23 protein-coding genes are annotated in these 25,965 nt (G+C 64.0%); 18 read left to right on the forward strand and 5 right to left on the reverse strand.

From position 1 onward, the window contains the following. Nucleotides 1-167 precede the first annotated feature (167 nt). Both AC19YX_RS03730 and preA read left to right on the forward strand, forming a co-directional pair. Nucleotides 168-1,535, forward strand: a complete 1,368-nt coding sequence (locus tag AC19YX_RS03730; protein ID WP_500605679.1) for an NAD(P)-dependent oxidoreductase — start codon at nucleotides 168-170, stop codon at nucleotides 1,533-1,535. Then, complete coding sequence (preA, locus tag AC19YX_RS03735) at nucleotides 1,536-2,810, forward strand: NAD-dependent dihydropyrimidine dehydrogenase subunit PreA (RefSeq protein ID WP_078471508.1); 1,275 nt, start codon at nucleotides 1,536-1,538, stop codon at nucleotides 2,808-2,810. Nucleotides 2,811-3,023: 213 nt separating this feature from the next. On the opposite strand, the gene AC19YX_RS03740 is transcribed toward preA, so the two are convergent. After that, the gene (locus AC19YX_RS03740) at nucleotides 3,024-3,644 is read right to left on the reverse strand and encodes a TetR/AcrR family transcriptional regulator (protein WP_020300563.1); all 621 of its coding nucleotides are present in this window, start codon (nucleotides 3,642-3,644) and stop codon (nucleotides 3,024-3,026) included. Nucleotides 3,645-3,896: 252 nt separating this feature from the next. Between AC19YX_RS03740 and AC19YX_RS03745 the strand changes: the two genes are divergently transcribed. From AC19YX_RS03745 to copD, 3 genes are all read left to right on the forward strand, one after another. Further along, complete coding sequence (locus tag AC19YX_RS03745) at nucleotides 3,897-4,337, forward strand: GNAT family N-acetyltransferase (RefSeq protein ID WP_201130592.1); 441 nt, start codon at nucleotides 3,897-3,899, stop codon at nucleotides 4,335-4,337. An 81-nt stretch (nucleotides 4,338-4,418) separates the two neighbouring features. Beyond that, complete coding sequence (gene copC / locus AC19YX_RS03750) at nucleotides 4,419-4,784, forward strand: copper homeostasis periplasmic binding protein CopC (protein WP_078471510.1); 366 nt, start codon at nucleotides 4,419-4,421, stop codon at nucleotides 4,782-4,784. A 3-nt stretch (nucleotides 4,785-4,787) separates the two neighbouring features. Continuing rightward, complete coding sequence (gene copD, locus AC19YX_RS03755) at nucleotides 4,788-5,654, forward strand: copper homeostasis membrane protein CopD (RefSeq protein WP_500605680.1); 867 nt, start codon at nucleotides 4,788-4,790, stop codon at nucleotides 5,652-5,654. 66 nt (nucleotides 5,655-5,720) lie between these two features. On the opposite strand, the gene AC19YX_RS03760 is transcribed toward copD, so the two are convergent. Both AC19YX_RS03760 and AC19YX_RS03765 read right to left on the reverse strand, forming a co-directional pair. Then, entirely contained in the window at nucleotides 5,721-6,857 is a 1,137-nt protein-coding gene (locus AC19YX_RS03760; RefSeq protein WP_500605681.1) for an HlyD family secretion protein, read from the reverse strand. Then, on the reverse strand, nucleotides 6,854-8,515 hold the full coding sequence (locus AC19YX_RS03765) for an MFS transporter (RefSeq protein ID WP_201130589.1): 1,662 nt from the start codon (nucleotides 8,513-8,515) through the stop codon (nucleotides 6,854-6,856). The genes AC19YX_RS03760 and AC19YX_RS03765 overlap by 4 nt, the downstream gene beginning before the upstream one ends. Nucleotides 8,516-8,818: 303 nt before the next feature. On the opposite strand from AC19YX_RS03765, the gene AC19YX_RS03770 reads away from it, so the two are divergent. The 8 genes from AC19YX_RS03770 (at nucleotide 8,819) to dapF (ending at nucleotide 16,941) form a co-directional block, all read left to right on the forward strand. Beyond that, complete coding sequence (locus AC19YX_RS03770) at nucleotides 8,819-10,096, forward strand: OprD family porin (RefSeq protein WP_020300556.1); 1,278 nt, start codon at nucleotides 8,819-8,821, stop codon at nucleotides 10,094-10,096. A 287-nt stretch (nucleotides 10,097-10,383) separates the two neighbouring features. Then, nucleotides 10,384-11,208, forward strand: coding sequence for an NAD-dependent epimerase/dehydratase family protein (locus tag AC19YX_RS03775; RefSeq protein WP_500605682.1), 825 nt, complete (start codon nucleotides 10,384-10,386; stop codon nucleotides 11,206-11,208). Between the two features lie 50 nt (nucleotides 11,209-11,258). Then, nucleotides 11,259-12,155: an SMP-30/gluconolactonase/LRE family protein gene (locus AC19YX_RS03780; RefSeq protein ID WP_078471515.1), complete on the forward strand. Its 897-nt coding sequence runs from the start codon at nucleotides 11,259-11,261 to the stop codon at nucleotides 12,153-12,155. 74 nt (nucleotides 12,156-12,229) lie between these two features. After that, entirely contained in the window at nucleotides 12,230-13,201 is a 972-nt protein-coding gene (locus tag AC19YX_RS03785; RefSeq protein WP_020300553.1) for a TRAP transporter substrate-binding protein, read from the forward strand. Nucleotides 13,202-13,279: 78 nt separating this feature from the next. Continuing rightward, entirely contained in the window at nucleotides 13,280-13,807 is a 528-nt protein-coding gene (locus AC19YX_RS03790; protein WP_421547134.1) for a TRAP transporter small permease, read from the forward strand. Continuing rightward, nucleotides 13,808-15,088, forward strand: a complete 1,281-nt coding sequence (locus tag AC19YX_RS03795) for a TRAP transporter large permease (protein WP_078471518.1) — start codon at nucleotides 13,808-13,810, stop codon at nucleotides 15,086-15,088. A 67-nt stretch (nucleotides 15,089-15,155) separates the two neighbouring features. After that, nucleotides 15,156-16,025, forward strand: a complete 870-nt coding sequence (locus tag AC19YX_RS03800) for an aldose 1-epimerase (RefSeq protein ID WP_500606133.1) — start codon at nucleotides 15,156-15,158, stop codon at nucleotides 16,023-16,025. Between the two features lie 94 nt (nucleotides 16,026-16,119). Continuing rightward, on the forward strand, nucleotides 16,120-16,941 hold the full coding sequence (gene dapF / locus AC19YX_RS03805; RefSeq protein ID WP_500605683.1) for a diaminopimelate epimerase: 822 nt from the start codon (nucleotides 16,120-16,122) through the stop codon (nucleotides 16,939-16,941). A gap of 46 nt (nucleotides 16,942-16,987) precedes the next feature. Here dapF and AC19YX_RS03810 read toward each other — a convergent pair whose 3' ends face one another. Further along, nucleotides 16,988-18,472, reverse strand: a complete 1,485-nt coding sequence (locus tag AC19YX_RS03810) for a DASS family sodium-coupled anion symporter (protein ID WP_078471520.1) — start codon at nucleotides 18,470-18,472, stop codon at nucleotides 16,988-16,990. A gap of 260 nt (nucleotides 18,473-18,732) precedes the next feature. Between AC19YX_RS03810 and AC19YX_RS03815 the strand changes: the two genes are divergently transcribed. Then, nucleotides 18,733-20,355: a HAMP domain-containing methyl-accepting chemotaxis protein gene (locus tag AC19YX_RS03815; RefSeq protein WP_500605684.1), complete on the forward strand. Its 1,623-nt coding sequence runs from the start codon at nucleotides 18,733-18,735 to the stop codon at nucleotides 20,353-20,355. A gap of 129 nt (nucleotides 20,356-20,484) precedes the next feature. Then, nucleotides 20,485-21,693: a cyclic di-GMP phosphodiesterase gene (locus tag AC19YX_RS03820; protein WP_421547138.1), complete on the forward strand. Its 1,209-nt coding sequence runs from the start codon at nucleotides 20,485-20,487 to the stop codon at nucleotides 21,691-21,693. Between the two features lie 6 nt (nucleotides 21,694-21,699). On the opposite strand, the gene bkdR is transcribed toward AC19YX_RS03820, so the two are convergent. After that, a complete protein-coding gene (gene bkdR / locus AC19YX_RS03825) occupies nucleotides 21,700-22,185 on the reverse strand; it encodes a Bkd operon transcriptional regulator BkdR (RefSeq protein ID WP_078471523.1) in 486 nt (161 codons plus the stop codon). 195 nt (nucleotides 22,186-22,380) lie between these two features. Between bkdR and AC19YX_RS03830 the strand changes: the two genes are divergently transcribed. From AC19YX_RS03830 to AC19YX_RS03840, 3 genes are read left to right on the forward strand one after another with little or no spacing between them, the layout of a single operon-like run. After that, nucleotides 22,381-23,616 carry a 3-methyl-2-oxobutanoate dehydrogenase (2-methylpropanoyl-transferring) subunit alpha gene (locus tag AC19YX_RS03830; RefSeq protein ID WP_078471524.1) on the forward strand — a complete coding sequence of 412 codons (1,236 nt, stop codon included), beginning with the start codon at nucleotides 22,381-22,383 and terminating at the stop codon, nucleotides 23,614-23,616. Nucleotide 23,617: 1 nt separating this feature from the next. Next, the gene (locus AC19YX_RS03835; RefSeq protein WP_078471525.1) at nucleotides 23,618-24,676 is read left to right on the forward strand and encodes an alpha-ketoacid dehydrogenase subunit beta; all 1,059 of its coding nucleotides are present in this window, start codon (nucleotides 23,618-23,620) and stop codon (nucleotides 24,674-24,676) included. Beyond that, nucleotides 24,677-25,963 carry a dihydrolipoamide acetyltransferase family protein gene (locus AC19YX_RS03840; RefSeq protein ID WP_500605685.1) on the forward strand — a complete coding sequence of 429 codons (1,287 nt, stop codon included), beginning with the start codon at nucleotides 24,677-24,679 and terminating at the stop codon, nucleotides 25,961-25,963. Nucleotides 25,964-25,965: the final 2 nt, after the last annotated feature.

Raw genomic sequence — 25,965 nt, forward strand, 5'->3', positions numbered from 1 at the left:
CTGCGCCACCGAGCGGGAGCAAGCTCCCTCGCCACAGCAGCGCCCTCGCCACGGTGAACGCGCTGACTACAGTGCGTTCGCCGGCCACTGAAAGCGTCTTTGCCACAGCGCTGTGAAAAAACAATGCCCGTCAGAGGCAATCGAGAAAAAACCGTGAGGCCTTTACCGTGATCAAGACCTTGAACCACTTGCCCCACCCCATCGCAGACAACGCCACCCTGGCCAGTCATTTCACCGACCTGGCGCCGCCGCTGAACGCGCGCCAGGCCCATCTGGAGGCGTCGCGCTGCCTGTATTGCTACGACGCACCTTGCGTCAATGCGTGCCCCAGCGAGATCGATATCCCGTCGTTCATCCGCAATATCCACACCGATAACATCCAGGGTGCGGCGCAGAAAATCCTCTCGGCCAATATCCTCGGCGGCAGCTGCGCCCGGGTCTGCCCGACGGAAATCCTCTGCCAGCAGGCCTGCGTGCGCAACAACGCCCAGGAGTGCGCGCCGGTGCTGATCGGCCTGCTGCAACGCTACGCCGTGGACAACGCGCACTTCAGCCAGCACCCGTTCCAGCGCGCCGCGTCTACCGGCAAGCGCATTGCCGTGGTCGGCGCCGGCCCGGCGGGTCTGGCCTGCGCCCACCGCAGCGCCCTGCATGGGCACGAGGTGGTGATTTTCGAGGCCCGGGAAAAAGCCGGTGGCCTCAATGAATACGGGATCGCCAAATACAAGCTGGTGGATGACTTTGCCCAACAGGAGCTGGAGTTTTTGCTGGGCATCGGCGGCATCGAAATCCGCCATGGGCACACGCTCGGTGACAACCTGAGCCTGACCGAGCTGCACCAGCAGTTCGATTCGGTGTTTCTCGGCCTGGGCCTGGCCGCCAGCAAACAGCTGGGGCTGGCCCATGAAGACGCGCCGGGCATGCTCGCCGCCACCGACTACATCCACGAATTGCGCCAGGCCGATGACCTCGGCCAATTGCCGGTGGCTGACCGCTGCATCGTGCTCGGCGCCGGCAACACCGCCATCGATATGGCGGTGCAGATGGCGCGCCTCGGCGCGCGGGATGTGAACCTGGTGTATCGCCGTGGCCTCGAGGAAATGGGCGCCACCGAACACGAGCAGGACATCGCCAAGGCCAATCAGGTGCGTCTGCTGACCTGGGCCGCGCCGCAGGAGGTGCTGCTGGATGAACAGGGGCAAGTACGCGGCATGCGCTTCGCCCGTACTCGACTGGTGGAGGGCCGCTTGCAGACCACCGGCGAGACCTTTGAACTGGCCGCCGACGGGATTTTCAAGGCCATCGGCCAGGCCTTCGACGGCGCAGCCCTGAGCGACCCGCTGGCCCGGGAACTGAAGCGCGCGGGCGAGCGCATCCAGGTGGATGAACAGCTGCGCACCAGCATCCCCGGGGTCTATGCCGGCGGCGACTGCGTCAGCCTCGGCCAGGACCTCACCGTGCAGGCGGTGCAACACGGCAAGCTGGCCGCAGAAGCCATGCATGCCCAACTCATGCTCAATGTGGAGGCTGCGTAAATGGCCGATCTCTCGATTGTCTTCGCCGGCATCAAAGCCCCCAACCCATTCTGGCTGGCCTCGGCGCCCCCCACCGACAAGGCCTATAACGTGGTGCGCGCGTTCGAAGCCGGCTGGGGTGGCGTGGTCTGGAAAACCCTCGGGGAAGACCCGGCAGCGGTCAACGTCTCGTCGCGCTACTCGGCGCATTTCGGGCCCAACCGCGAGGTGATGGGCATCAACAATATCGAGCTGATCACCGACCGTTCCCTGGAAATCAACCTGCGGGAAATCACCCAGGTGAAAAAGGACTGGCCGGACCGGGCGCTGATTGTGTCGCTGATGGTGCCCTGCGTTGAAGAGTCGTGGAAACACATTCTGCCCCTGGTGGAGGCTACCGGCGCCGATGGCATCGAGCTGAATTTCGGCTGCCCCCACGGCATGCCGGAACGGGGCATGGGCGCGGCCGTGGGCCAGGTGCCGGAATACGTCGAGCAGGTGACCCGCTGGTGCAAGACCTATTGCTCGCTGCCGGTGATCGTCAAGCTCACGCCGAACATCACTGACATCCGACTCGCAGCGCGGGCGGCCCACCGTGGAGGAGCGGATGCGGTGTCGTTGATCAACACCATCAACTCCATCACCAGCGTCGACCTGGAACGCATGGTGGCCCACCCCATGGTCGGCAGCCAGAGCACCCACGGCGGCTATTGCGGTTCGGCGGTCAAGCCGATTGCGCTGAACATGGTCGCGGAAATTGCCCGTGACCCGCAGACCCGGGGGCTGCCGATCTGCGGCATTGGCGGCATTGGCAACTGGCGCGATGCGGCGGAATTCGTGGCCCTGGGCTGCGGGGCGGTGCAGGTGTGCACCGCGGCGATGCTGCATGGGTTTCGGATTGTCGAGGAGATGAAGGACGGCCTGTCGCGGTGGATGGACAGCCAGGGCTACAGCAGCCTGCAGGAGTTCTCGGGCAAGGCCGTGGGCAACACCACTGACTGGAAGTACCTGGATATCAACTACCAGGTGATCGCCAAGATCGACCAGGCGGCGTGCATCGGTTGCGGGCGCTGCCACATCGCCTGCGAAGACACTTCGCACCAGGCCATCGCCAGCATCCGGCAGGCGGACGGCACCCATAAATATGAAGTGATCGACGACGAATGCGTGGGCTGCAACCTGTGCCAGATCACCTGCCCGGTGCAGGACTGCATCGAAATGGCCCCCCAGGAAACCGGCAAACCCTTCCTCGACTGGCTGCATGACCCGCGCAACCCGTATTGCGAAGCGGTGTGAGTATGCCAGCCTGAATCCACCTGACCCTCCACAGCGCCCACGCCGGCCAGTGCAACCTCGCAAGCTCGGCAGCGGCTACAACTGTAGCCGCTGCCGGAGGCTCGGGCCGCGTTCGGACGCTGGGCGTCAAAACCGTCCGACATCCACCTGATACTCCACGGCGCTCACACCGGCCAGCGCAACCTCGCGGGCTCGGCAGCGGCTACGGAGGCTTCAGGGTTCCAGGCCGATGCCGCGCAGGATGACGCTGGTGACGGTTTGCAGGGCGCGTTCGAATTGCATGTCGGAGAGTGGCTGGTGATCGTTGAGGATCATCACCTGGTGGTCGAAGTCGGCGTAGTGCTGGGTCGAGGCCCAGATCATGTACAGCAGGCTTGAAGGCTCCACCGGCAGGATGCGTTTGTCTTCGACCCACTGGCGGATTTTCGCTTCTTTCATTTTTGCCCAGTCATACAGGCTGGCATCCAGCGCTTCGCCGAGGGTCGGTGCGCCGTGGATGATTTCGTTGGCCCAGACTTTCGATCCGTAGGGCCGACTGCGGGAGTGGTTCATCTTGGCGCGGATGTAGCTGCTGAGGACCACCCGCGGGTCATCGAACATCTCGAAGCACAGGGCATCCTGTTTCCACACCTCCAGCAGGTCGAACAGCACTGCGCTGTACAGCTCGCTCTTGGTGCTGAAGTAGTAATGCAGGTTGGAGCGCGGCAGTTGCACCTCTTCGGCGATGTCGGCCATGGCCGTGCCGCCATAGCCCTTTTCAGCGAAGACTTTCTCGGCGGCGAGGAGGATTTTTTCAACGTTACTGCGGCGGATTTCGATCTTGTGATTGCCCATGAGGGCTCCCTGAAGACAACGTGGCTCAAGACTAGCATCCGCTCCAGAGCGGGGCGAGGTCTGCTCGGCCACGCAGCCGCCCCTCTCGCCACAACAGGCGAGATTGGGTAGGATCGCCCTCCCATTCATTGGCAGACGCTGCCGCAGTGCCCCGTCCAGACGTTAATTCGCGACCCGGGCACCCGCTCCTTCTGCACGAATGCCGGCCCTGCCCTGTCGCCGGCCATCTGTCCTGTTACCGATGGAACACTCATGACTATCCGCCCACGCAACGCTGCCGACGACCAGCCGCTTGCCGACCTGTGGCAGCGTTCGGTACGCGCCACCCACGACTTCCTCAGCGAAGACGATATCCAGTTGCTCTACCCCCTGGTGCGCGACGCCTACCTGCCAGCCCTCAAGACCTGGCTCTGGCAACACCCCGATGGCAGCCCGGGTGGTTTTATCGCCACCGCGGGTGACAAGGTGGAGATGCTGTTTATCGAACCGGCACAACGCGGCCAGGGCATCGGCCGCCAGTTGCTGGATTACGTGCGCGCCCGGCACCCGAGCCTCAGTGTCGACGTCAACCAGCAGAACCCCCAGGCTCACGGCTTTTATCGGCACTACGGTTTCGAAGACATCGGCTGCTCGCCGACCGATGGCGAGGGCCGGCCCTTTCCGATCATCCATATGCGCCTGGCGCAGCGTTGAAAATCCACTGGCCGGCGTTTCATTCGCCGGCCGCTTCGTGCTCTATTGAGCACCCGTCGTCTTCCTCGAAGGTATCCCGCGATGCTCCTGAAAAAACTCCTCACCACCAGCGCCCTGCTGGCTTCCCTGTTGGCCGCTTCCTCGGTGTTCGCCCACGCCCATCTACAAGTCAGCACCCCGGCCGCTGATAGTGTGGTGACGTCACCGCAGGCCTTGCGCCTGGTGTTCTCCGAAGGCGTCGAGGCCAGCTTCACCCAGGTCAGCCTGAGCCGGGACGGCGCGCCGGTGGCGCTCAATGGCCTGGCCACCGAAGGCGCGGACAAGAAGACCCTGGTGGTGACCCCGGCCGCCCCGCTGGCGGCAGGCACCTACAAGGTCGACTGGCACGCAGTGTCGGTCGACACCCATAAAAGCGCCGGCAGCTACAGCTTCAAGGTCGGTCAGTAATTCATGTCGAGCCTGCTGGTGCTGTGCCGGTTTGTGCACTTCACGATGGTGTTGATGCTGTTCGGGGCCTGGGTCTTTGGCCCCCTGCTCCTGGGCCGTGGTGATAGCCACCCGGTGCTGCATCGGCGCCTCGCTCGCATCAGCACTGGGCTGGCGACCCTGGCGCTGCTCAGTGGGGTCTGCTGGCTGCTGCTGATCACCGCCAGCATGGCCGATTCCTGGTCGGCGGCGCTGGACCCGGCAACCGTGCAATTGGTGCTGGGCAAGACCTTCTTTGGCCAGGTCTGGTCCTGGCACCTGCTGTTCAATGCCCTGCTGCTGGGGGTGCTGCTGAGCCCCCTGCGCACTCGTCTGCCGCTCAAGCTGAGCCTCGCCGCGCTGCTGTTGGCAACCCTGGCCCCGGTGGGCCACGGCGCCATGCTCGATGGGCTGGCGGGCCAGTTGCTGATCCTCAATCAGATCGTGCATTTGAGTTGCGTCGGGGTCTGGCTCGGCGGGCTGATGCTGTTGTCGTTACTGTTGCTGCAGCCGAACCCCTCCGCGATGGAAGCGGTTCTAAGGCGCTTCAGCGGCGTGGGTTACGCCCTGGTGGCGGGCTTGCTGCTCAGTGGCCTGATCAATGTCCGGGTGTTGACCGGGCACTGGTGGCCGACGCCACTGTTCAGCGGCTTTGCTCTGATTCTGCTGATCAAGGCACTGCTGGTGTCGGCCATGCTGGGCCTGGCGCTGCTGCACCGCCTGCGCCTGCCTGGCTGCGACCAGCGCCTGGGGGCGTTGCGCAATAGCGTGCTGCTGGAGTGGCTGCTGGGGGTGGCGGCCGTGGCCGCCGTTTCCCTGTTGGGCACCCTGCCGCCGATGCAGGCGGTGTAGGCCGCGCAACCTGTTCACGCTCCCGGGGAGCTTTTAACGCTCCATGGGCCACGCGCAAACAGGTTCTCAGGGCGTGACCGAGGTATCGATACTCACCACCACCGACATCCCCGGGCGCAGGCGCTGGCTTTCGGCCTGGTCCGGGTCGACGGTGATGCGCACCGGCACCCGCTGGGCGATCTTGACGAAGTTGCCGGTGGCGTTATCGGCTTGCAGCAGGCTGAACTCCGAGCCGGTGGCCGGGGAAATCCGCTGCACCCGGCCGGTGAATTTGCGATGGTTCAAGGCGTCCACGGTGAAACTCGCCGGCTGGCCGATGCGCACGCTGTCCATCTGGGTCTCTTTCATGTTGGCGATGATCCACAGCTGGTTCGGCACCAGCGCCATCAACTGCGCGCCGGAATTGACGTAGGCCCCCAGGCGCACGCCGATCTGGCCCAACTGGCCGTCGCGCGGCGCGAGGATCCGGGTGTTGGACAAGTCGATCCGCGCCAGTTGCACCGCCGCTTCGGCGCTGGCGACCGCCGCCTCCAGCGAGCCACGGTTGACGATCACCGTCTGCAGGTCCTGGCGCGCGATTTCCAGGGATGCCTGGGCCTGGGCCACGGCGGCGATGGTCTGGGCGTTGGCGGCGCGGGTCACGTCCATCTCGCGCTGGGACACTGAGCCGTCGCTGACCAACGCCTGGTTGCGCCGCAGGTCGGCCGCGCTTTTTTGCGCCTGGGCCTGGCTGTCGGCCAGGGCCGCCTGGCGCAGCTTGATGGTGGCCTCGGCGCTGTTGCGCTGCTGCACCACATTGGCCAGGGCGGCTTTCTGCACCGCCAGCTGGGCCAGAGACTGATCCAGGCGCTGCTGGTAGATGCGGTCATCCAGGCGCACCAGCAGGTCGCCAGCCTTGACGAACTGGAAGTCCTGCACCGGCACTTCGAACACATAGCCGCTCAACTGCGGGCCGATGATGGTCACCTGGCCACGCACCAGGGCGTTCTCGGTGGTTTCCACGGCGCTGCCGAACGGTGGCAACTGCCAGGCATAGAGCACGATCGCCACGCCGACAATGGCGATGGCGGCAAAGCCCAGGGACGAGATGATCCGCACCCGCAACGAGCGCGGCTCGGTCACCGGGGTCGGGGTCGACGGCGGCGCCGTGCCTTCCGGGGTCGAGGCTATGGCATTGGTGGTCGTGGTGGTCGGTTCGCTCATGAAGAAGGGGCACCGTTGGGTTGAACGGGAGCCGGGCCGGCAGGCGCGGCGGCTTTGGTGGTGCTCATCAGCCACAGGCTGCGAATGAAGATCCAGATCATGGTCAGCACGGCAATCACCGCGATCAGCATGAACACATCGTTATAGGCCAGCACATTGGCTTCGCGGGTGGCGGCGGTGGCCAGGCTGCGAATGCCCTGCAGGGTGCGCTGGTCGGGATCGGCGATCACCCCGCCGACCGCCGAGCCGCCGCTTTGCACCCGTGCCAGGACCCGGGGGTCGAGCAGGGTCAGGTGTTCGACGATATGGCTGGAGTGGAACTTCTCGCGCACGATCTGGAAGGTGCCGAGCAAGGCGGCGCCAATCAGCCCGCCGAGGTTCTGGCAGATGCCGAACAGCACCGAGAAACTCACCAGGTTGCGCGGGTTGGTCAGCACGTTGCGGGTGCCCAGGACCATGGTCGGGCCGAGGAAAAACGTGCCGCCGAAGGCCAGCAGGAACTGGCTGAAGTACATGTTGGCCGGGCGCGTCAGGTTGTTGGAGAAGCTGTCCATCACCGACCCCGTGGCCATCAGCGCCAGGGAAATGATCAGCGGCATCAGCAGATGCGCCGGGTTGATAGTCAGGGCGCTGGTGGCCAGCCCGGCGATGCTGCCCAGCAGCATCACGCCGTAGAGCATGCGCATCTGCTGGCTGCTCATGTTCAGCGCCTGCAGAAAGCCCACGGCACCGGTGGACTGCTCCGACAGCACCATGCGGATCAGTATCACCGCCAGGGCCAGGCGGATAATCGCCCCGCTGCCCAACCAGCGGGTCATCAGCATCGGGTTGCTGCGGTTATGTTCGATGCACAGGCCGGCCATGATCAGCACGATGGAACCGGCCGAGGCGACGCCGATCCACGGCGCTTCCAGCCACCAGTCAATGCGCCCCAGGGACAGCACCGCACACAGCAGCGCCACACCACTGGCCAGCAGGGCAAAGGTCAGGAAATCGAGTTTTTCAAAGGTCTTGAAGCGGTCGCCCGGCGGCAGTTTGAGCAGCAGCACACAGCCCAGTGACGTCAGGGCCAGGCCCAGTTCGAACAGGTACAACCCGCGCCATTCGGCAATTTGCAGCAAGTCTTCGGAAAACAGCCGGGCCAGGGGCAAGGCCAGTTGCGAAGTGCCCAGGCCCAGGACCAGGGCTTTGAGGCGCCACTTCGCGGGGAAGGCCTGGATCATGTAGTACAGGCCCAGGGAACTCAGGGCCGCGCCGACCATGCCGTGGGCCGCGCGCACGGCGATGGCCGAGTTCAGGTCGTTGACGAACAGATGGCCGAAGGTCACCAGGGCGTAGAGCACCAGGAACACCTCGGTAAAGGCCCGCAGACCGAATTGCTGGCGAAACTTCACCAGCAGCAGGTTCATCGAGACGTTGGTCATGACGTAGGCCGCGGGCAGCCAGGCCATTTCGGCGGTGGTCGCCCCGAGGGCGCCTTGCAGGTACGGCAGGTTGGCGATCACCAGGGAATTGCCCAGGCCACCGGTCAGCGCCACCAGCAAGCCGACCAGGGCATACGCCAGGCGCTTGCGGTTGGAGTGCAGCGGTGTCGAGGGCGAGCCGGGCAAGCTGGGCTTTTCGTGGGGCTGCCAGTTGCGCGGGACGTAGTGATCCATTCAATGACCTTGTGCGGGCGTACGGTGACTCGATCAAGCCGGAAACTGCCAGGCAGTGTGCCGCAAAAGCACCGCGGGCTGGCAAGTACCTCGGCGTTTTTTTGTGGGGAGCGCTACAGATCGGCGCGTAGCCGCTGCCAAGGCACGAGGCTGCGCTGGCCATGGGTAGCGGCACTCCTTCAGGCACCCCTGCGAAACTCGGATTGGCCGTTGACAAGCCGCCACAGCGCCGTAAATAATCCGCCCATGTCGTACGACAACGTATGACAATGCCAACAATAACAATAAAACGGAGCCTCACCTGTGACGACACTCGCCCGTCTGTTTGCCCGTTCGCCCACGCCCCAGACCCTCGCCCTGTACAGCTGCGCCGCCCTGACCCTGGCCATGCCCCTGTGCAGCCAGGCTGAAGGTTTTCTCGATGACACCAAGGCCACGCTGAACCTGCGCAACGCCTACTTCAATCGCAACTTCACCAACCCCGCGTACCCCCAGGGCAAGGCCGAGGAATGGACCCAGAGCTTCATCCTCGACGCCAAGTCCGGGTTTACCCAGGGCACCGTCGGCTTCGGCCTGGACGTACTGGGGATGTACTCGGTCAAGCTCGACGGCGGCAAAGGCACCGGCGGCACCCAGTTGCTGCCCCTGGACCGTGACGGGCGTCCGGCCGACAACTTCGGCCGCCTGGGCGTGGCGCTCAAGGCCAAGCTGTCGCAAACCGAATTGAAGGTCGGGGAATGGATGCCGGTGTTGCCGATCCTGCGCTCCGACGATGGTCGCTCACTGCCGCAGACCTTCCGCGGCGGCCAGGTCACCTCCAGGGAAATCGACGGCCTGACGCTCTACGGCGGCCAGTTCCGCGGCAACAGCCCGCGCAACGACTCGAGCATGGAAGACATGTTCATGCAGGGTAAAACCGCTTTCACCTCGGACCGCTTCAACTTCGGCGGCGGCGAATACACCTTCAACGACAAGCGCACCCAGGTCGGCCTGTGGTATGCCGAGCTGACTGATATCTATCAGCAGCAGTACCTCAATCTGACCCACACCCAGCCCCTGGGCGACTGGACCCTGGGTGCCAACCTCGGTTACTTCATCGGCAAGGAAGACGGCAGTGCCCTGGCCGGCGACCTCGACAACAAGACCGCGTTCGCCCTGCTCTCGGCCAAATACGGCGGCAGCACCTTTTATGTCGGCCTGCAAAAGCTCACCGGCGACAGCGCCTGGATGCGGGTCAACGGCACCAGCGGCGGCACTCTGGCCAACGACAGTTACAACGCCAGTTACGACAACGCCCGGGAGAAATCCTGGCAACTGCGCCACGACTACAACTTCGCCGCCCTCGGCGTGCCCGGCCTGACCCTGATGAACCGCTACATCAGCGGCGACAACGTGCACACCGGGGCCATCACCGACGGCAAGGAATGGGGACGCGAGTCGGAACTGGCCTACACCGTGCAGAGCGGTGCCTTGAAGAACCTCAACCTGAAATGGCGCAACGCAAGCATCCGCCGCGACTACAGCACCAACGAGTTCGACGAGAATCGGATATTCATCAGTTATCCGCTCTCCCTGCTCTAAAGCGCGGAAAGGTCGAGAAGAACAGCTGTAGCCACAACCGAGGAACGAGGCTGCGCTTGCCCTTGAGTACGCCGTCTTACATCCGGAAGAAATGCGGCGATTTCGAAGGCCAGCGTCCGAACGCAGCCCGAGCCTGCGGCAGCGGCTACAGCGGCGACCGGTAACAAAAGGCCACAGCTTTTTCGCGATCAGGCGTTGACAAAGGCCCCTTCAGATAACGAAACTCCGAAAAAGTCATACGACAACCTACAACAATTTCAAGCAACGATCATTGATCAGGGTTTTCCATGAACAGCACCCCCTCCCCGCGCAAACCCTTCAATCGCCTGCTACTCACCGGCGCCGCCGGCGGCCTGGGCAAGGTCCTGCGCGAAAGCCTGCGGCCTTACGCTGAAGTCCTGCGGCTGTCGGACATCGGCGAAATGGCCCCGGCCGCCGGCCCCCAGGAAGAAGTGGTGCACTGCGACCTGGCAGACAAGCAGGCCGTGCATCAGTTGGTCGAAGGCGTCGACGCGATCCTGCACTTTGGCGGGGTCTCGGTGGAGCGGCCGTTCGAGGAGATTCTCGGGGCCAACATCTGCGGGGTCTTTCACATCTATGAGGCGGCGCGCCGCCATGGGGTGAAGCGCGTGATCTTCGCCAGTTCCAACCACGTGATCGGTTTCTACCAGCAGGACCAGAAGATCGACGCCCACTCCCCGCGCCGCCCGGACAGCTACTACGGCCTGTCCAAGTCCTATGGCGAAGACATGGCGAGTTTCTACTTCGACCGCTACGGCATCGAGACCGTAAGCCTCCGCATCGGCTCCTCGTTCGCCGAACCGCAGAACCGCCGGATGATGAGCACCTGGCTCAGCTTCGGCGACCTCACCCAACTCCTCGAATGCGCGCTGTACACGCCGAATGTCGGCCACACCGTGGTCTATGGCGTGTCCGACAACCACAACGTCTGGTGGGACAACCACCTGGCCAGCGCCCTGGGGTACGCCCCCCGCGACAGCTCCGAAGTGTTCCGGGCCAAAGTCGAGGCCCTGCCGCTGCCGGCGGCCGACGACCCGGCGCGGATCTACCAGGGTGGCGCATTTGTCGCGTCCGGCCCGTTCGACGACTGATCCACAGCGCCACGCATTGCCCATAACGTCATCAAGGGAACTGAGCCGTCATGCAAGCAGAGTTGATTGTCGATGCACGCAATGCCGTGGGTGAAAGCCCGGTCTGGGTCGCCGAGGAACAGGCGCTGTACTGGGTGGATATTGCCGCCGGCGGCCTGCAACGCTGGAGCGCCCACAGCGGCCATGTCGATACCTGGACCGCCCCGCAAATGCTCGCCTGCATCGCCCGCCACAGCGACGGCGGCTGGGTGGCGGGGATGCAGAGCGGGTTCTTTCACCTGCACCCCCACAATGACGGCAGTCTCGACAGCGAGCCCTTGCCGAGCGTGGCCCACGCTCGCCCAGACATGCGCCTGAACGATGGGCGCTGTGATCGCCAGGGGCGCTTCTGGGCCGGGAGCATGGTCCTGGACATGGGCGCCAATGCCGCCGATGGCGCGCTGTATCGCTACCAGGCCGGTCAGGCAGGCCCGCTGGCAGCGCAACTGCAAGGCTTTATCGTGCCCAACGGCCTGGCTTTCAGCCCCGACGGGCAGACCATGTACCTCTCCGATTCCCATCCTTTAGTGCAGAAGATCTGGGCTTTCGATTACGACACCGACAGTGGCACTCCCTCCAATCGCCGGTTGTTCGTCGACATGCAGCGCTTTCTCGGGCGCCCGGATGGCGCGGCGGTGGACGCCGAAGGCTGTTACTGGATCTGCGCCAACGACGCCGGGCTGATTCACCGCTTTACCCCCGACGGCCGCCTGGATCGCTCCCTTACCGTACCGGTGAAGAAACCCAGCATGTGCGCCTTTGGTGGCAGCCGCCTGGACACCCTGTTCGTGACCTCGATCCGCCCCGGCAACGAGCCGGACCCACAGTCCCTGGCCGGAGGCGTGTTTGCCTTGAACCCGGGTGTCACGGGCCTGGCCGAGCCGCTGTTCAAGGGCCTGGCCGGCTGAACCCAGGCCAGGCACCGCACCCTGTTTACCGCATCGCTGCTCTTTGAATAAAAACAACAAAACGGAGATCCACCATGAATTTCAAACGCACCTTGCTCGTCGTCGCCCTCCCCCTGGCCTTCAGCGTCTCGACCCTGGCCCAGGCCCTGGAAATCAAGTTCGCCGATATCCACCCCGCCGGCTACCCGACCGTGGTCGCTGAAGAAAACATGGGCAAGACCCTGGTCAAGGAGAGCAATGGCCAGCTGACTTTCAAGATGTTCGCCGGCGGCGTGCTCGGTTCCGAGAAGGAAGTGATCGAACAGGCCCAGGTCGGGGCGATCCAGATGGCCCGGGTCAGCCTCGGCATCGTCGGCCCGGTGGTGCCGGACGTGAATGTGTTCAACATGCCGTTCGTGTTCCGCGACCAGGCCCATATGCGCAAGATCATCGACGGCGAGATCGGCCAGGAAATCCTCGACAAGATCACCCAGTCCGAATTCAACCTGGTGGCCCTGGCCTGGATGGACGGCGGCACGCGCAACCTCTACACCAAGAAGCCGGTGCGCAGCCTGGCCGACCTCAAGGGCATGAAGATCCGCGTGCAGGGCAACCCGATGTTCATCGAAACCATCAATGCCATGGGCGGCAACGGCATTGCCATGGACACCGGCGAGATCTTCAGCGCCCTGCAGACCGGGGTCATCGACGGCGCAGAAAACAACCCGCCCACCATGCTGGAACACAACCACTATCAGAATGCCAAGTTCTACAGCCTGACCGGGCACCTGATCCTCCCGGAACCCCTGGTGATGTCCAAGACCACCTGGAACAAGCTCACCCCCGAGCAGCAGACCCTGGTGACCAAGGCCGCCAAGGCCGCGCAGTTTGAAGAGCGCCAACTGTGGGATGCCAAGTCCGCCAGCAGCGAAGCCAAGCTCAAGGCCGCCGGGGTGGAATTTATCGTGGTCGACAAAAAGCCCTTCTATGACGCCACCGCCGACATTCGCCAGAAGTACGGCGCGCCTTACGCCGAGCTGATGACCCGCATCGAAGCCGTCGAATAACCCTGCGTCTCCTCTCATAGAAGGCCCTGTCTGCCCGTGGCCCAGCGCCCCGGGCCGGCCCGGTTACGGTGAAACCCGATGAAGAATCTGTTGCTGCGCCTCAATGACAAGCTCTATATGGCCTGCATCTGGGTCGCCGGGCTGTCGATCCTGGCGATCTCCCTGATCATCCCCTGGGGCGTGTTCGCCCGTTACATCCTCGGCACGGGCGCCAGCTGGCCGGAACCCACCGCCATCCTGCTGATGATGGTGTTCACTTTTATCGGCGCCGCTGCCAGTTATCGCGCCGGCGCCCATATGGCGGTGGCGATGCTCACCGACCGCCTGCCGACCGCGGTCAAGTCCGCGGCCTCGATCGTCGCGCAACTGTTGATGGCCACCATGTGCCTGTTCATGGCCATCTGGGGCACCAAGCTGTGCCTGTCGACCTGGAACCAGTTCATGAGCGCCCTGCCGACCCTGCGGGTGGGTATTACCTATATGCCGATCCCGGTGGGCGGGTTCCTGACCCTGATCTTTGTCCTGGAAAAACTCCTGTTGGGTGACCAGAGCCAGCGCCGCGTGGTGCGTTTCGACCTGGTCGAAGAAAACGAAGGGGCTGCATAAATGGACGCTCTGATCCTGTTGGGCAGTTTTATCGGCTTGATCCTGATCGGCATGCCGGTCGCCTATGCGTTGGGGCTGTCGGCGCTGATCGGCGCCTGGTGGATCGATATTCCGTTCCAGGCCCTGATGATCCAGGTGGCCGGGGGCGTCAACAAATTCTCGCTGCTGGCCATTCCATTCTTCGTCCTGGCCGGGGCGATCATGGCCGAGGGCGGTATGTCGCGGCGGCTGGTGGCGTTCGCCGGGGTGCTGGTGGGGTTCGTGCGTGGCGGGCTGTCGCTGGTCAACATCATGGCCTCGACCTTTTTCGGCGCGATCTCCGGCTCTTCGGTGGCCGACACCGCGTCGGTGGGCTCGGTGCTGATTCCGGAAATGGAGCGCCAGGGCTACCCCCGGGACTTCTCCACCGCCGTCACGGTCAGCGGCTCGGTGCAGGCCCTGCTGACCCCGCCCAGCCATAACTCGGTGCTCTACTCCCTGGCGGCCGGCGGCACGGTGTCGATTGCGTCGCTGTTCATGGCCGGTATCGTGCCGGGGCTGCTGATGAGCGCGAGCCTGATGGTGCTGTGCCTGATCTTCGCCAAGAAGCGCAACTACCCCAAGGGCCAGGTGATCCCCCTCAGGCAGGCGCTGAAAATCTGCGGTGAAGCCCTGTGGGGCATGATGGCGATGGTGATCATCCTCGGCGGGATTCTGTCCGGGATCTTCACCGCCACCGAATCGGCGGCGATCGCTGTGCTGTGGGCGTTTTTCGTCACCATGTTCATCTACCGCGACTACAAATGGCGCGACCTGCCCAAGCTGATGCACCGCACGGTGCGCACCATTTCCATCGTGATGATCCTGATCGCCTTCGCCGCGAGCTTCGGCTACATCATGACCCTGATGCAGATCCCGGCGAAGATCACCACTGCGTTCCTGACCCTGTCGGACAACCGCTACGTGATCCTGATGTGCATCAACGTGATGTTGCTGCTGATCGGCACGGTGATGGACATGGCGCCGCTGATCCTGATCCTGACCCCGATTTTGCTGCCGGTGATTGTCGGTATCGGCGTCGACCCGGTGCAGTTCGGCATGATCATGCTGGTCAACCTGGGCATCGGCCTGATCACGCCGCCGGTGGGCTCGGTGCTGTTCGTCGGCTCGGCGGTGGGCAAGGTCAGTATCGAAAGCACGGTCAAGGCGCTGCTACCGTTCTACGGCATGCTGTTTCTGGTGCTGATGGCCGTGACCTACATCCCTGCGCTGTCGCTGTGGCTGCCAAGCCTGGTGCTGTAAACCACGGTCGCCGCCCGTCGAGGACGGGCGGCATTTGACCCTCAAACCCTTTGCCCTGGTGCCGCTGATGCTCCCCACCCTGCTCACCCTTGACGATGGAATCACCCGCCTGACCCTGGCTCCGGACATCGGCGCCAGCCTGGTCAACTGGAGCGTGTCTGCCAGCGGCCAGGCCCTGCTGCGCCACAGCGATGAAGCGGCACTGGCCAGTGGCCTGCCGGGCAAGCTCGGTGGCTACGCCCTGGCGCCCTGGTCGAACCGCATTGCCGAGGGCGGCTTCCAATGCCCCGACGGCTGGCTGGCCCTGGAGGCCAACACCCCGACCGACCCGCGGCCGATTCACGGCAGCGCCTGGCAGCAGCCCTGGCAGGTGCTGGAACAGCGGCCGGACCAAGTGCTGCTGCAACTGGACAGCAGCACCCCCTTCGCCTACCGCGCCCGGCAGCGGATCCGTCTCGACCAGGGGCGCCTGAGCATCGAGCTGCAGGTCACCCACCTGGCTCCACAGCCCGCCTGGCATGGGCTGGGCCTGCACCCCTATTTCCCCCGCAGCGCCCATAGCCGCCTGCAGGCCCGGGCGCGGCAGGTGTGGCATTGCGATGAGTCGCGCCTGCCCACGCAATTGGCCGATCTGCCCGCATCCTGGGATTTCCGGCAGCCCCAGGGCCTGCCCGGGTCACTGGTGGACAACGGGTTCAGCGGCTGGGACGGCGAATGCCTGATCATCGAACCAGAGGCCGGTTATCAGCTGCACTGCCGGGCCAGCGGCTGTGATTACTTCCTGCTGTACTGCCCGCCCGGCAAGGATTTTTTCTGCTTCGAACCGGTCAGCCACCCGGTCAACGCCCACCACCTGCCCGGGCACCCGGGGCTGCGCCTGCTGGAGCAGGGGCAATCCATCGAACTGGGGTTCAGCCTGCACTATCAAACGCTGTAAACCATCGATGCCTTGACGCCATCGCCTCATGCACGGCAAATAGCGCTCTGGCCGCAACCCGGCGCAACCCGTGCACCTTGAGGAACCCCGCGCCATGAAGCCTTTGAGCTTTCGAAAAATGCATGCCAACGGCGATGACTTCGTGCTCCTCGACCTTCGCGGACGCCACCAGCCGATCAGCGCCGAGGTCGCCCGCCAGCTCGGCGACCGCCACCGTGGTATCGGCTTCAACCAATTGGCGGTGCTCAGCGACAGCGTTGAGGCCGACGCCCGACTGACCTTCTGGAATGCCGACGGCACCCCGCTCAGCACCTGCGGCAGTGCCACTCGCGGCGCGGCGGACCTGTTGATGCGGGAAACCGGCGCCACCTCCATCGAGCTGCAAACCGAGCGCGGCCTCCAGCATTGTGAGCGCCTGGCCGATTATTCGGTGTCGGTGGAGATGGGCGTGCCCCTGTTCGACTGGCAGGACGTGCCCCTGGCGGCCGAGCACGACACCCTGGAGCTGCCCATCGAAGGCGCGCCAGCGGCGTGCAGCATGGGCAACCCCCATTGCAGCTTTTTTGTGAACGAGGTCGAGCAGATCGACCTGGCCCGCTTCGGCCCGCCCATGGAGCGGCATCCGCTGTTCCCGCAGAAGACCAATGTGCACCTGGTGCAGGTCATCGACCGCCAGACCATCCGCCTGCGCATCTGGGAGCGCAACGGCGCGATTCCATTGGGCTCGGGCTCGTGTTCCTGCGCGGCGGCGGTCAACGGCATCCGCCGCGGCTTGCTCGACAGCCCGGTCAAGGTGCTGTGCGATGGCGGGCCGGTGAGCGTGACCTGGGATGGCCAGGGCAAGGTGCAACTGGCGGGGGCGGTGGAGAGCGTGTTTTTCGGCACCCTGCTGCTGAATGCCCGGGAGCCGGCGTAATCCCGTTGAAGGCGGCAGGCCTTGACCTGCCGCCCGCCCGAGCGGCCTACATCCAGCCGAGCCACTTCCACCAGGTGGCGGCAAACACCAGCATCAGCAGGTAGCCGACCAGGGTCACGATCAAGCCGACCTTGGCGAACTGGCGCGCGTTGAAGGTCTCGGTGCCCAGGCACACCATGTTCTGCGGGGCGTTGATCGGCAGGATAAACCCGTAGCTGACCACAAAGCCCAGGAGCATGGTCATGCCCAGGCGGTTGAACTCGCCGGGCAGGGTCTGCAACACCGCGATCAGGATCGGCAGCAGCGCCGAGGTCAGGGCCGTGGCACTGGCAAAGCCCAGGTGAATCAGGATCAGGAACGCGGCAAGAATCGCGAACACCGCCAGCGCGCCCACCTGATCGAGCCCGGTATGGGTCACCACCTGCCCGCCCAGCCATTGCCCGGCGTGGGTGGTGAGCAGCGCCGAACCCAGGCTGATGCCGACCCCGAACACAATCACCGTGCCCCAGGGAATCCGCGACTGCACGTCCTTCCAGGTCATGATGCCGATCCGTGGCAGCAGCAGGATCACCAGCCCGGCATAAGTGGTGGAGGTGGTGTCGAAACTGTGCAGCTTGCCCTCGGTGGCCCAGGCCAGCAGCAACAGCAGCGACACGCTCAGCAGGCGTTTCTGCGGGCCGGTCATGGGGCCGATGTCTACCAGGGACTGGGCCACCGCCTCCTTGCCACCGGGGATGCTGTCGGTTTCCGGCGGCAGCAGCTTGAGCACCACCCACACCAGCACCACGGACATGATCAGCGCCCAGGGCGCCCCGGCGATCAGCCAGTCGAGCCAGCTCACCCGCTCGCCGAGCATCTTGTCCATAAAGCCCACGGTCAGCAGGTTCTGTGCGGCGGCGGTCTGGATCCCGACGTTCCAGATACTGGTGCCCTGGGCCACCACGATCATCAGGCCGGCGGCGATATTGGAGCGCTTGTCGACGCCGAACGCGGCGATCACTCCCATCATGATCGGCACCACGCAGGCACTGCGCGCCGTGGCGCTGGGCACCAGCAGGCTGAGGAGGATGGTCACGGCGACCGCGCCCACCAGGATCAGCCGGGTGCTGGTGCCGACCCGGGTCAGGGTGATCAGGGCGATGCGCCGGTCGAGCCCGGTGTGGGTCATGGCGGCGGCAATGAACAGTGCCCCGGTGACCAGCGCCAGCGCCGAGTTGGAAAACCCGGTCAGCGCCAGGCTGATGGCCGCCGAACTGCCATAGATCTGCGTCGGGTCCTGCAGGGTCGGCGCGGTGCCGATCAGGAACGCCATCAGCGAAGTGATCATGATTGCGCTGGCTTCGTACGACACCGCTTCGCTGATCCACACCACCACCGCGAACGCGAGGATCGCCAGCATCCGCTGCCCTGCCACCGGCAGGTCGGCCGGCAGGGGCAGCAGCAACACCGTGACCATCGCCACCAGCGCGATCAACAGCCCAACCGGCAAGCGCACCGGGGTCTCGGGGGCTTGGGCAACAGGCGCATTCATGGGCGGGTCCTTTTCGAAATTGACAGCTTTACAGCATGCCTGAGCCATCGGCACAGGGCTTTGATAAAGGTCAAGCGCAAGGAAATGATCGGGCTTTAGGATCGAATAAAGCGCCCTTGACTGTCGCTTCGTTGAACGGACGCAAACGGAGAAATATTTTTTTACATATCTACAGATTTTTCACTTATTTGAGATCACAGTGACATCAGCACGACAAGGAGTCGAAAGCGGCGGTATCACTCCAACCAGCAGGTGCTTTTATGGTGACAAGAAATATTAGGCTGACTTCAAGGGCGCTGCTGAGCTTTGGCGCCATCTGTATGTTGTTGATCGGTATGGGGGCAATTGCACTGTGGAAGATGGGGCAGATACACGACGCAGCGGTCGACTTGCAATCCAACTGGCTGCCCAGCGTCAGGCAGGCCACGAAAATCGAATCGGCCACCTTGCGCGTGCGCCTGGAAACCCTGCACTACGTCACTGAAAATCCGGACCAGAAAGGCGCCTCGCGGGGCAAGCTCGACAGCCTCAAATCAACCCTGACCCAGGCCATCCGGGACTATGAGCCGCTGGTCTCCAGCCCCGAAGAAAAAGCCAGCTACGAACGCGTCAAGCAAGGGGCCCAGGGCTACCTCGACAAACTCTCGATATTGATTGATTCCGGCACCCTCAACAGCACTGAACAGGCCACCGCCTATGTCAACCAGGTCACGGTGCCGCTGGCGCTCGCCCTGCAAACCGCGGTCGATGAGCTGATTCAGGTCAACGAACGTGGGGCCGACCTCTCGGCAACCCTGGCCGGCGATCAGTTCAACACCGGCATCACCCTGACGGCAGCGATCATCATCGTCGCGATCCTGATGACCATCCTGATTGCCACCCTGTTCACCAAAAGCATCACCCACCCGGTGCGCCTGTTGCTGGCGACCACCCAGAAAATCGCCGAAGGCGACCTGCGTGCCCAGGTCGAGGTCAGCGGCCAGGATGAACTCACCGATTTGCAGAACTCGACCCAGGCCATGCTCGACAGCCTGAAATCGACCATCCGCCATATCGCCGACTCTTCGACCCAACTGGCCTCCGCAGCCGAGGAAATGAGCGCCATCACCCGCGAATCGAACGCCGGTATCCAGCAACAGAGCATGGAGACCGAACAGGCCGCCACCGCGGTCAACGAGATGACCGCCGCGGTCGAGGAAGTCGCCCGCAACGCGGTCTCCGCCTCACGCTCGACCCAGGACTCGGAACGCTCGGCAGGCCTGGGCAAGGAACGGGTCGACCAGACCATCCGCTCGATCGAAAAACTCACGGTTACCGTCGAAGGCACCCGCGTCGAGATGGCCGGCCTGGCGCAGCAGGCCCAGGACATCACCAAGGTGCTGGACGTGATCCGCGCCATTGCCGAACAGACCAACCTCCTGGCCCTCAACGCCGCGATCGAAGCCGCACGGGCCGGCGAACAGGGCCGCGGCTTCGCCGTGGTGGCGGATGAAGTGCGGGCCTTGGCCCATCGCACCCAGCTCTCGACCCAGGAAATCGAGCAAATGATCCAGGGCATCCAGGCCGGGTCGAGCAAAGCCATGCTGTCGATGCAACAAAGCAGCCAGGACGCCAGCGAGACCCTGACCATTGCTCACGAGGCTGGCACCGCCATCACCCATATCGCCCATGCCATCAGCGAGATCAACGAACGCAACCTGATGATCGCCACCGCCTCGGAGGAACAGGCACAGGTGGCACGCTCGGTGGACCAGAACCTGATGAGCATCCGCGACCTCTCGATGCAGAGTTCGTCGGCCGCCAGCCAGACCTCGATCGCCAGCAGCGAACTGTCCGGCCTGGCGGTCGGGCTGAACAAACTGGTGACACGGTTTTCCCTGTAATCCGCCGCGAAGGAGTCGCCGCGCAGTAAATTTTCCAGGGACAAGAACGACCTGCAGCTTTAGCAGTCAGTGATCAGGTGCCGGCCCTATACCCGGCGCCTGACGCTGGATGAAGGTGGGGGACGCACCATGCTCAAACTCATATCGATCTCGCAGTTGCAGATGGGCATGTACATCCATCAGTTCTGCGGCTCATGGCTCGACCACTCGTTCTGGAAGGCCGGTTTCGTACTCGACAGCCCCCAGGATTACCAACGCCTGCAACACTCGAACCTGACGCGCCTGTGGATCGACTCGGCCAAGGGCCGCGACCTGCTGGAGCAGCCTCCCCAGACGAGCCCGGACAGCCTGCCCCCCGGCACAGGCCCGGACTCCGCGCCAGCCACGACCCGGGTGGCCATGGGCGAGGAAATCCAGCGCGCCCTCAAGCTCTGCGCCCATTCGAAAAAAGCGGTGATGGCGATGTTCCAGGAAGTGCGCCTGGGCAATGCCATTGAAATGCAGCAGGCCGAGGCGCTGGTGAACAGCATCTCCGACTCCCTGCTGCGCCACCCCAATGCCCTGATCAGCCTGGCGCGCCTGAAAAGCGCCGATGATTACACCTACATGCACTCGGTGGCGGTGTGCGCGCTGATGATTGCCGTCTCGCGCCAACTGCAACTGCCTGCGGAACAGATTCGCCAGGCCGGTATCGCCGGCCTGCTGCACGATGTCGGCAAGCTGACCATCCCCGACAGCATCCTCAACAAGCCGGCCAAGCTCTCGGACAGCGAATTCGACCGGGTCAAGAATCACCCTGAAGCCGGGGGCCTGATCCTGCGTCAGTGCAACAGCGTCGATGCCCTGGTGCTCGATGTGTGCCTGCACCACCACGAAAAGATCGACGGCAGCGGGTATCCGCACCGCCTGGCGGGCGACCAGATCAGCCTGTTCGCCCAGATGGGCGCGGTGTGCGACGTGTATGACGCGGTGACCTCGAACCGCCCCTACAACCGGGGCTGGAACCCAGCCGAGGCGATCCACCGGATGTCGGGCTGGACCGGGCATTTCGACCAGCGGGTGTTCCAGGCTTTTGTCAAAAGTGTCGGTATCTACCCGGTGGGTTCCCTGGTGCGCCTGCAAAGCGGGAGGCTGGGGATTGTCCTGGAGCAGCATCCGAGCGCGCTGCTGACGCCGAAGATCAAGGTGTTCTTCTCCACCCGCTCGAACCTGCCGATTCCCCAGACCATCGTCGACCTGGCCCGGGCCCAGGGCCAGGAACGCATCATCGGCCGCGAAGCCCCCGAGGACTGGGACTTCAAGGACATCGACCAACTCTGGACCGGGGTCAGCGCCTGACGCGGCTCAGGCCAGGGTCAGGCCGTTGGCCGGCAGCGGCAGCGCGGTTTTGTAGCGCACCTGCTTGAGGGCAAAGCTGGAGCGGATATTGGCCACGCCAGGAACTTTGGTCAGGAAGTCCATCATGAAGCGCTCCAGGGCCTGGATGGTCGGGACCAGCACCCGGATCAGGTAGTCCGGGTCGCCGGCCATCAAGTAGCACTCCATCACCTCGGGGCGGTCGGAGATCGCCTCCTCGAACTGCTGCAGCGCCTCCTCCACCTGCTTCTCCAGGCTGACGTGGATAAACACATTGACGTGCAGCCCCAGCAGGTCGGCATCGAGCAGGGTCACTTGCTCGCGGATCAGCCCCAGCTCTTCCATGGCCTTGACCCGGTTGAAGCAGGGAGTCGGCGACAGGTTGACCGAACGGGCGAGGTCGGCGTTGGTGATGCGGGCATTCTCCTGAAGGCTGTTGAGAATGCCGATATCGGTACGATCCAGTTTACGCATGAGACAAAACAACCTGTTTTTTGTGGTTATGCAGATTTTTTATCTGCAAATAACCTAAAGCGCAATGAAACACAGATAAATATTCTCTTTGTCCCGGCCTATGATGTTTGTAGGACAAGATTTCCCCTACCCGGGGAATGACCGTCAGCTAGCGCGCCCAATACAAGAAATCCACAAGATCGAGCGTAGAAAGCCATGACCCAAGCGTATGAACCGCTACGCCTGCACGTTCCTGAACCCTCAGGCCGTCCCGGCTGCAAGACCGACTTCACCTACCTGCGCCTGAACGACGCAGGCCTGATGCGTAAACCCCCCATCGACGTAGAACCTGCCGAAACCGCGGACCTGGCCCGTGGCCTGATTCGTGTGCTCGACGATCAGGGCAACGCCCTCGGCGAATGGGCCCAGAACGTACCCGTGGAGATCCTGCGCAAGGGCATGCGTGCCATGCTCATGACGCGGATCTTCGATAACCGCATGGTGGTTGCCCAGCGCCAGAAAAAAATGTCGTTCTACATGCAGAGCCTTGGCGAGGAAGCCATCGGCAGCGCCCAGGCCCTGGCCCTGAACATCGACGACATGTGCTTCCCCACCTATCGCCAGCAAAGCATCCTGATGGCCCGCGAAGTACCTCTGGTGGACCTGATCTGCCAGCTGCTGTCCAACGAGCGCGATCCGCTCAAGGGCCGCCAGTTGCCGATCATGTACTCGGTACGCGACCACGGTTTCTTCACCATTTCCGGCAACCTGGCCACCCAGTTCGTTCAGGGCGTGGGCTGGGGCATGGCCTCGGCGATCAAGGGCGACACCAAAATCGCCTCGGCCTGGATCGGCGACGGCGCCACCGCTGAATCCGACTTCCACACCGCCTTGACCTTCGCCCACGTGTACCGCGCGCCGGTGATCCTCAACGTGGTCAACAACCAGTGGGCGATCTCGACCTTCCAGGCCATTGCCGGTGGCGAAGCGACCACCTTTGCCGGACGCGGCGTGGGTTGCGGCATCGCCTCCCTGCGGGTCGACGGCAACGATTTCATCGCGGTCTACGCCGCCTCCGCCTGGGCTGCCGAGCGCGCCCGGCGCAACCTCGGCCCGACCTTGATCGAGTGGGTCACCTACCGTGCAGGCCCGCACTCCACCTCCGATGATCCGTCCAAGTACCGGCCGGCCGATGACTGGAGCCACTTCCCCCTGGGCGACCCGATCGTGCGCCTCAAGCAGCACCTGATCCGCATCGGCCAGTGGTCGGAAGAAGAACACAGCGCCGTCAGCGCCGAACTGGAAGCCCAGGTGATCGCCGCGCAGAAAGAAGCCGAGCAGTACGGCACCCTCGCCGGCGGGCAGACGCCCAGCGCCGCGACCATGTTCGAGGATGTCTACAAGGACATGCCCGAGCACCTCAAGCGCCAACGCCAGCAACTGGGGATCTGACATGAACGATCACAACACCTCTATCCAGTTGGAAACCGCCATGACCACGACCACCATGACCATGATCCAGGCCCTGCGCTCGGCCATGGATGTGATGCTTGAGCGTGACGACAACGTCGTGGTGTTCGGCCAGGACGTGGGCTACTTCGGTGGCGTGTTCCGTTGCACCGAAGGCCTGCAGAACAAATACGGCACCTCGCGGGTGTTCGACGCCCCGATCTCCGAAAGCGGGATTGTCGGCGTAGCGGTGGGCATGGGTGCCTACGGCCTGCGTCCGGTAGCGGAAATCCAGTTTGCCGACTATGTGTACCCGGCCTCGGACCAGATCATCTCCGAAGCGGCGCGCCTGCGTTATCGCTCGGCCGGTGAGTTCACCGCGCCCCTGACCCTGCGCATGCCTTGCGGCGGCGGCATCTACGGCGGCCAGACCCACAGCCAGAGTATCGAGGCGGTGTTCACCCAGGTCTGCGGCCTGCGCACCGTGATGCCGTCCAACCCGTACGACGCCAAGGGCCTGTTGATCGCCTCGATCGAAAACGATGACCCGGTGATATTCCTCGAGCCCAAGCGCCTGTACAACGGTCCGTTCGACGGCCACCACGACCGCCCGGTAACCCCCTGGTCGAAACACCCGGCCGCGCAAGTCCCGGACGGCTACTACACGGTGCCGCTGGACGTCGCCGCCATCACCCGCCCAGGCAAGGATGTGACCATCCTCACCTACGGCACCACGGTCTATGTGTCACAAGTGGCGGCCGAGGAAAGCGGGGTCGACGCTGAAGTCATCGACCTGCGCAGCCTGTGGCCGCTGGACCTGGAAACCATCGTCAACTCGGTGAAGAAAACCCGCCGCTGCGTGATCGTCCACGAAGCCACCCGTACCTGCGGTTTTGGTGCCGAGCTGGTGGCCCTGGTTCAGGAACACTGCTTCCACTACCTGGAAGCGCCGATCGAACGCGTCACCGGTTGGGACACCCCCTACCCGCACGCGCAAGAGTGGGCGTATTTCCCTGGCCCGTCCCGAGTGGGCGCGGCTTTGCATCGGGTCATGGAGGTCTGAATGGGCACGCACGTTATCAAGATGCCGGACATTGGCGAAGGCATCGCAGAAGTTGAACTCTCGGTCTGGCACGTGAAGGTGGGCGACCTGGTGGTCGAAGACCAGGTCCTGGCCGATGTCATGACCGACAAGGCGATGGTCGACATCCCCTCCCCGGTCCACGGCAAGGTGATTTCCCTGGGCGGTGTGCCCGGCGAAGTGATGGCGGTCGGCAGTATCCTGATCAGCATCGAAGTCGAGGGCGCGGGCAACTTCAAGGAGTCCAGCCAACCCGCGGTGCCTGCCAAGGCGCCAGCGGCTGAACAACCGGCGCCCCAGGCGGCGGCCCCTCAGGTGCAGGCCAAGCCAGCACCAGCGCCCGCCAGCGCTGCCGTCAGCCGTGCCGCCAACCCGGCACCGGTGGCCCGGGATGCCGACGAGCGTCCGCTGGCTTCGCCGGCAGTGCGCAAACACGCGCTCGATGCCGGGATCCAGCTGCGCCTGGTCCAGGGCAGCGGCCCTGCCGGGCGCATCCTGCATGAAGACCTTGACGCCTATCTGGCCCAGGGTTCCCGTGCGGCCTCGACGCCGGCGGCGTATGCCCAGCGCCACGATGAAGAGCAGATCCCGGTGATCGGCATGCGCCGCAAGATCGCCCAGCGCATGCAGGACGCCACCCAGCGTGCCGCCCACTTCAGTTATGTCGAGGAAATCGACGTCACCGCCGTGGAAGAGCTGCGCGCCCACCTCAATGAAAAACACGGCGCCAGCCGCGGCAAGCTGACCTTGCTGCCGTTCCTGGTGCGAGCCATGGTCGTGGCCCTGCGTGACTTCCCGCAGATCAATGCGCGCTACGACGACGAAGCCCAGGTCATCACCCGCCTCGGCGCGGTGCATGTCGGCGTCGCCACCCAGAGCGACATCGGCTTGATGGTGCCGGTGGTCAAGCATGCCGAGGCTCGCAGCCTGTGGGACAGCGCCGCGGAAATCGCGCGCCTGGCCAACGCCGCGCGCACCGGCAAGGCCGCCCGCGATGAGTTGTCCGGTTCGACCATTACCCTGACCAGCCTCGGCGCGTTGGGCGGGATTGTCAGCACACCGGTGCTGAACCTGCCGGAAGTGGCGATTGTCGGGGTCAACAAAATCGTTGAGCGGCCCATGGTCATCAAGGGCCAGGTGGTGATTCGCAAGATGATGAACCTCTCCAGCTCGTTCGATCACCGGGTGGTCGATGGCATGGACGCGGCGCAATTCATCCAGGCCATTCGCGGCCTGCTCGAACAACCCGCCACCCTGTTTGTGGAGTAAGC

The organism is Pseudomonas sp. MF09150 (assembly GCF_059862355.1).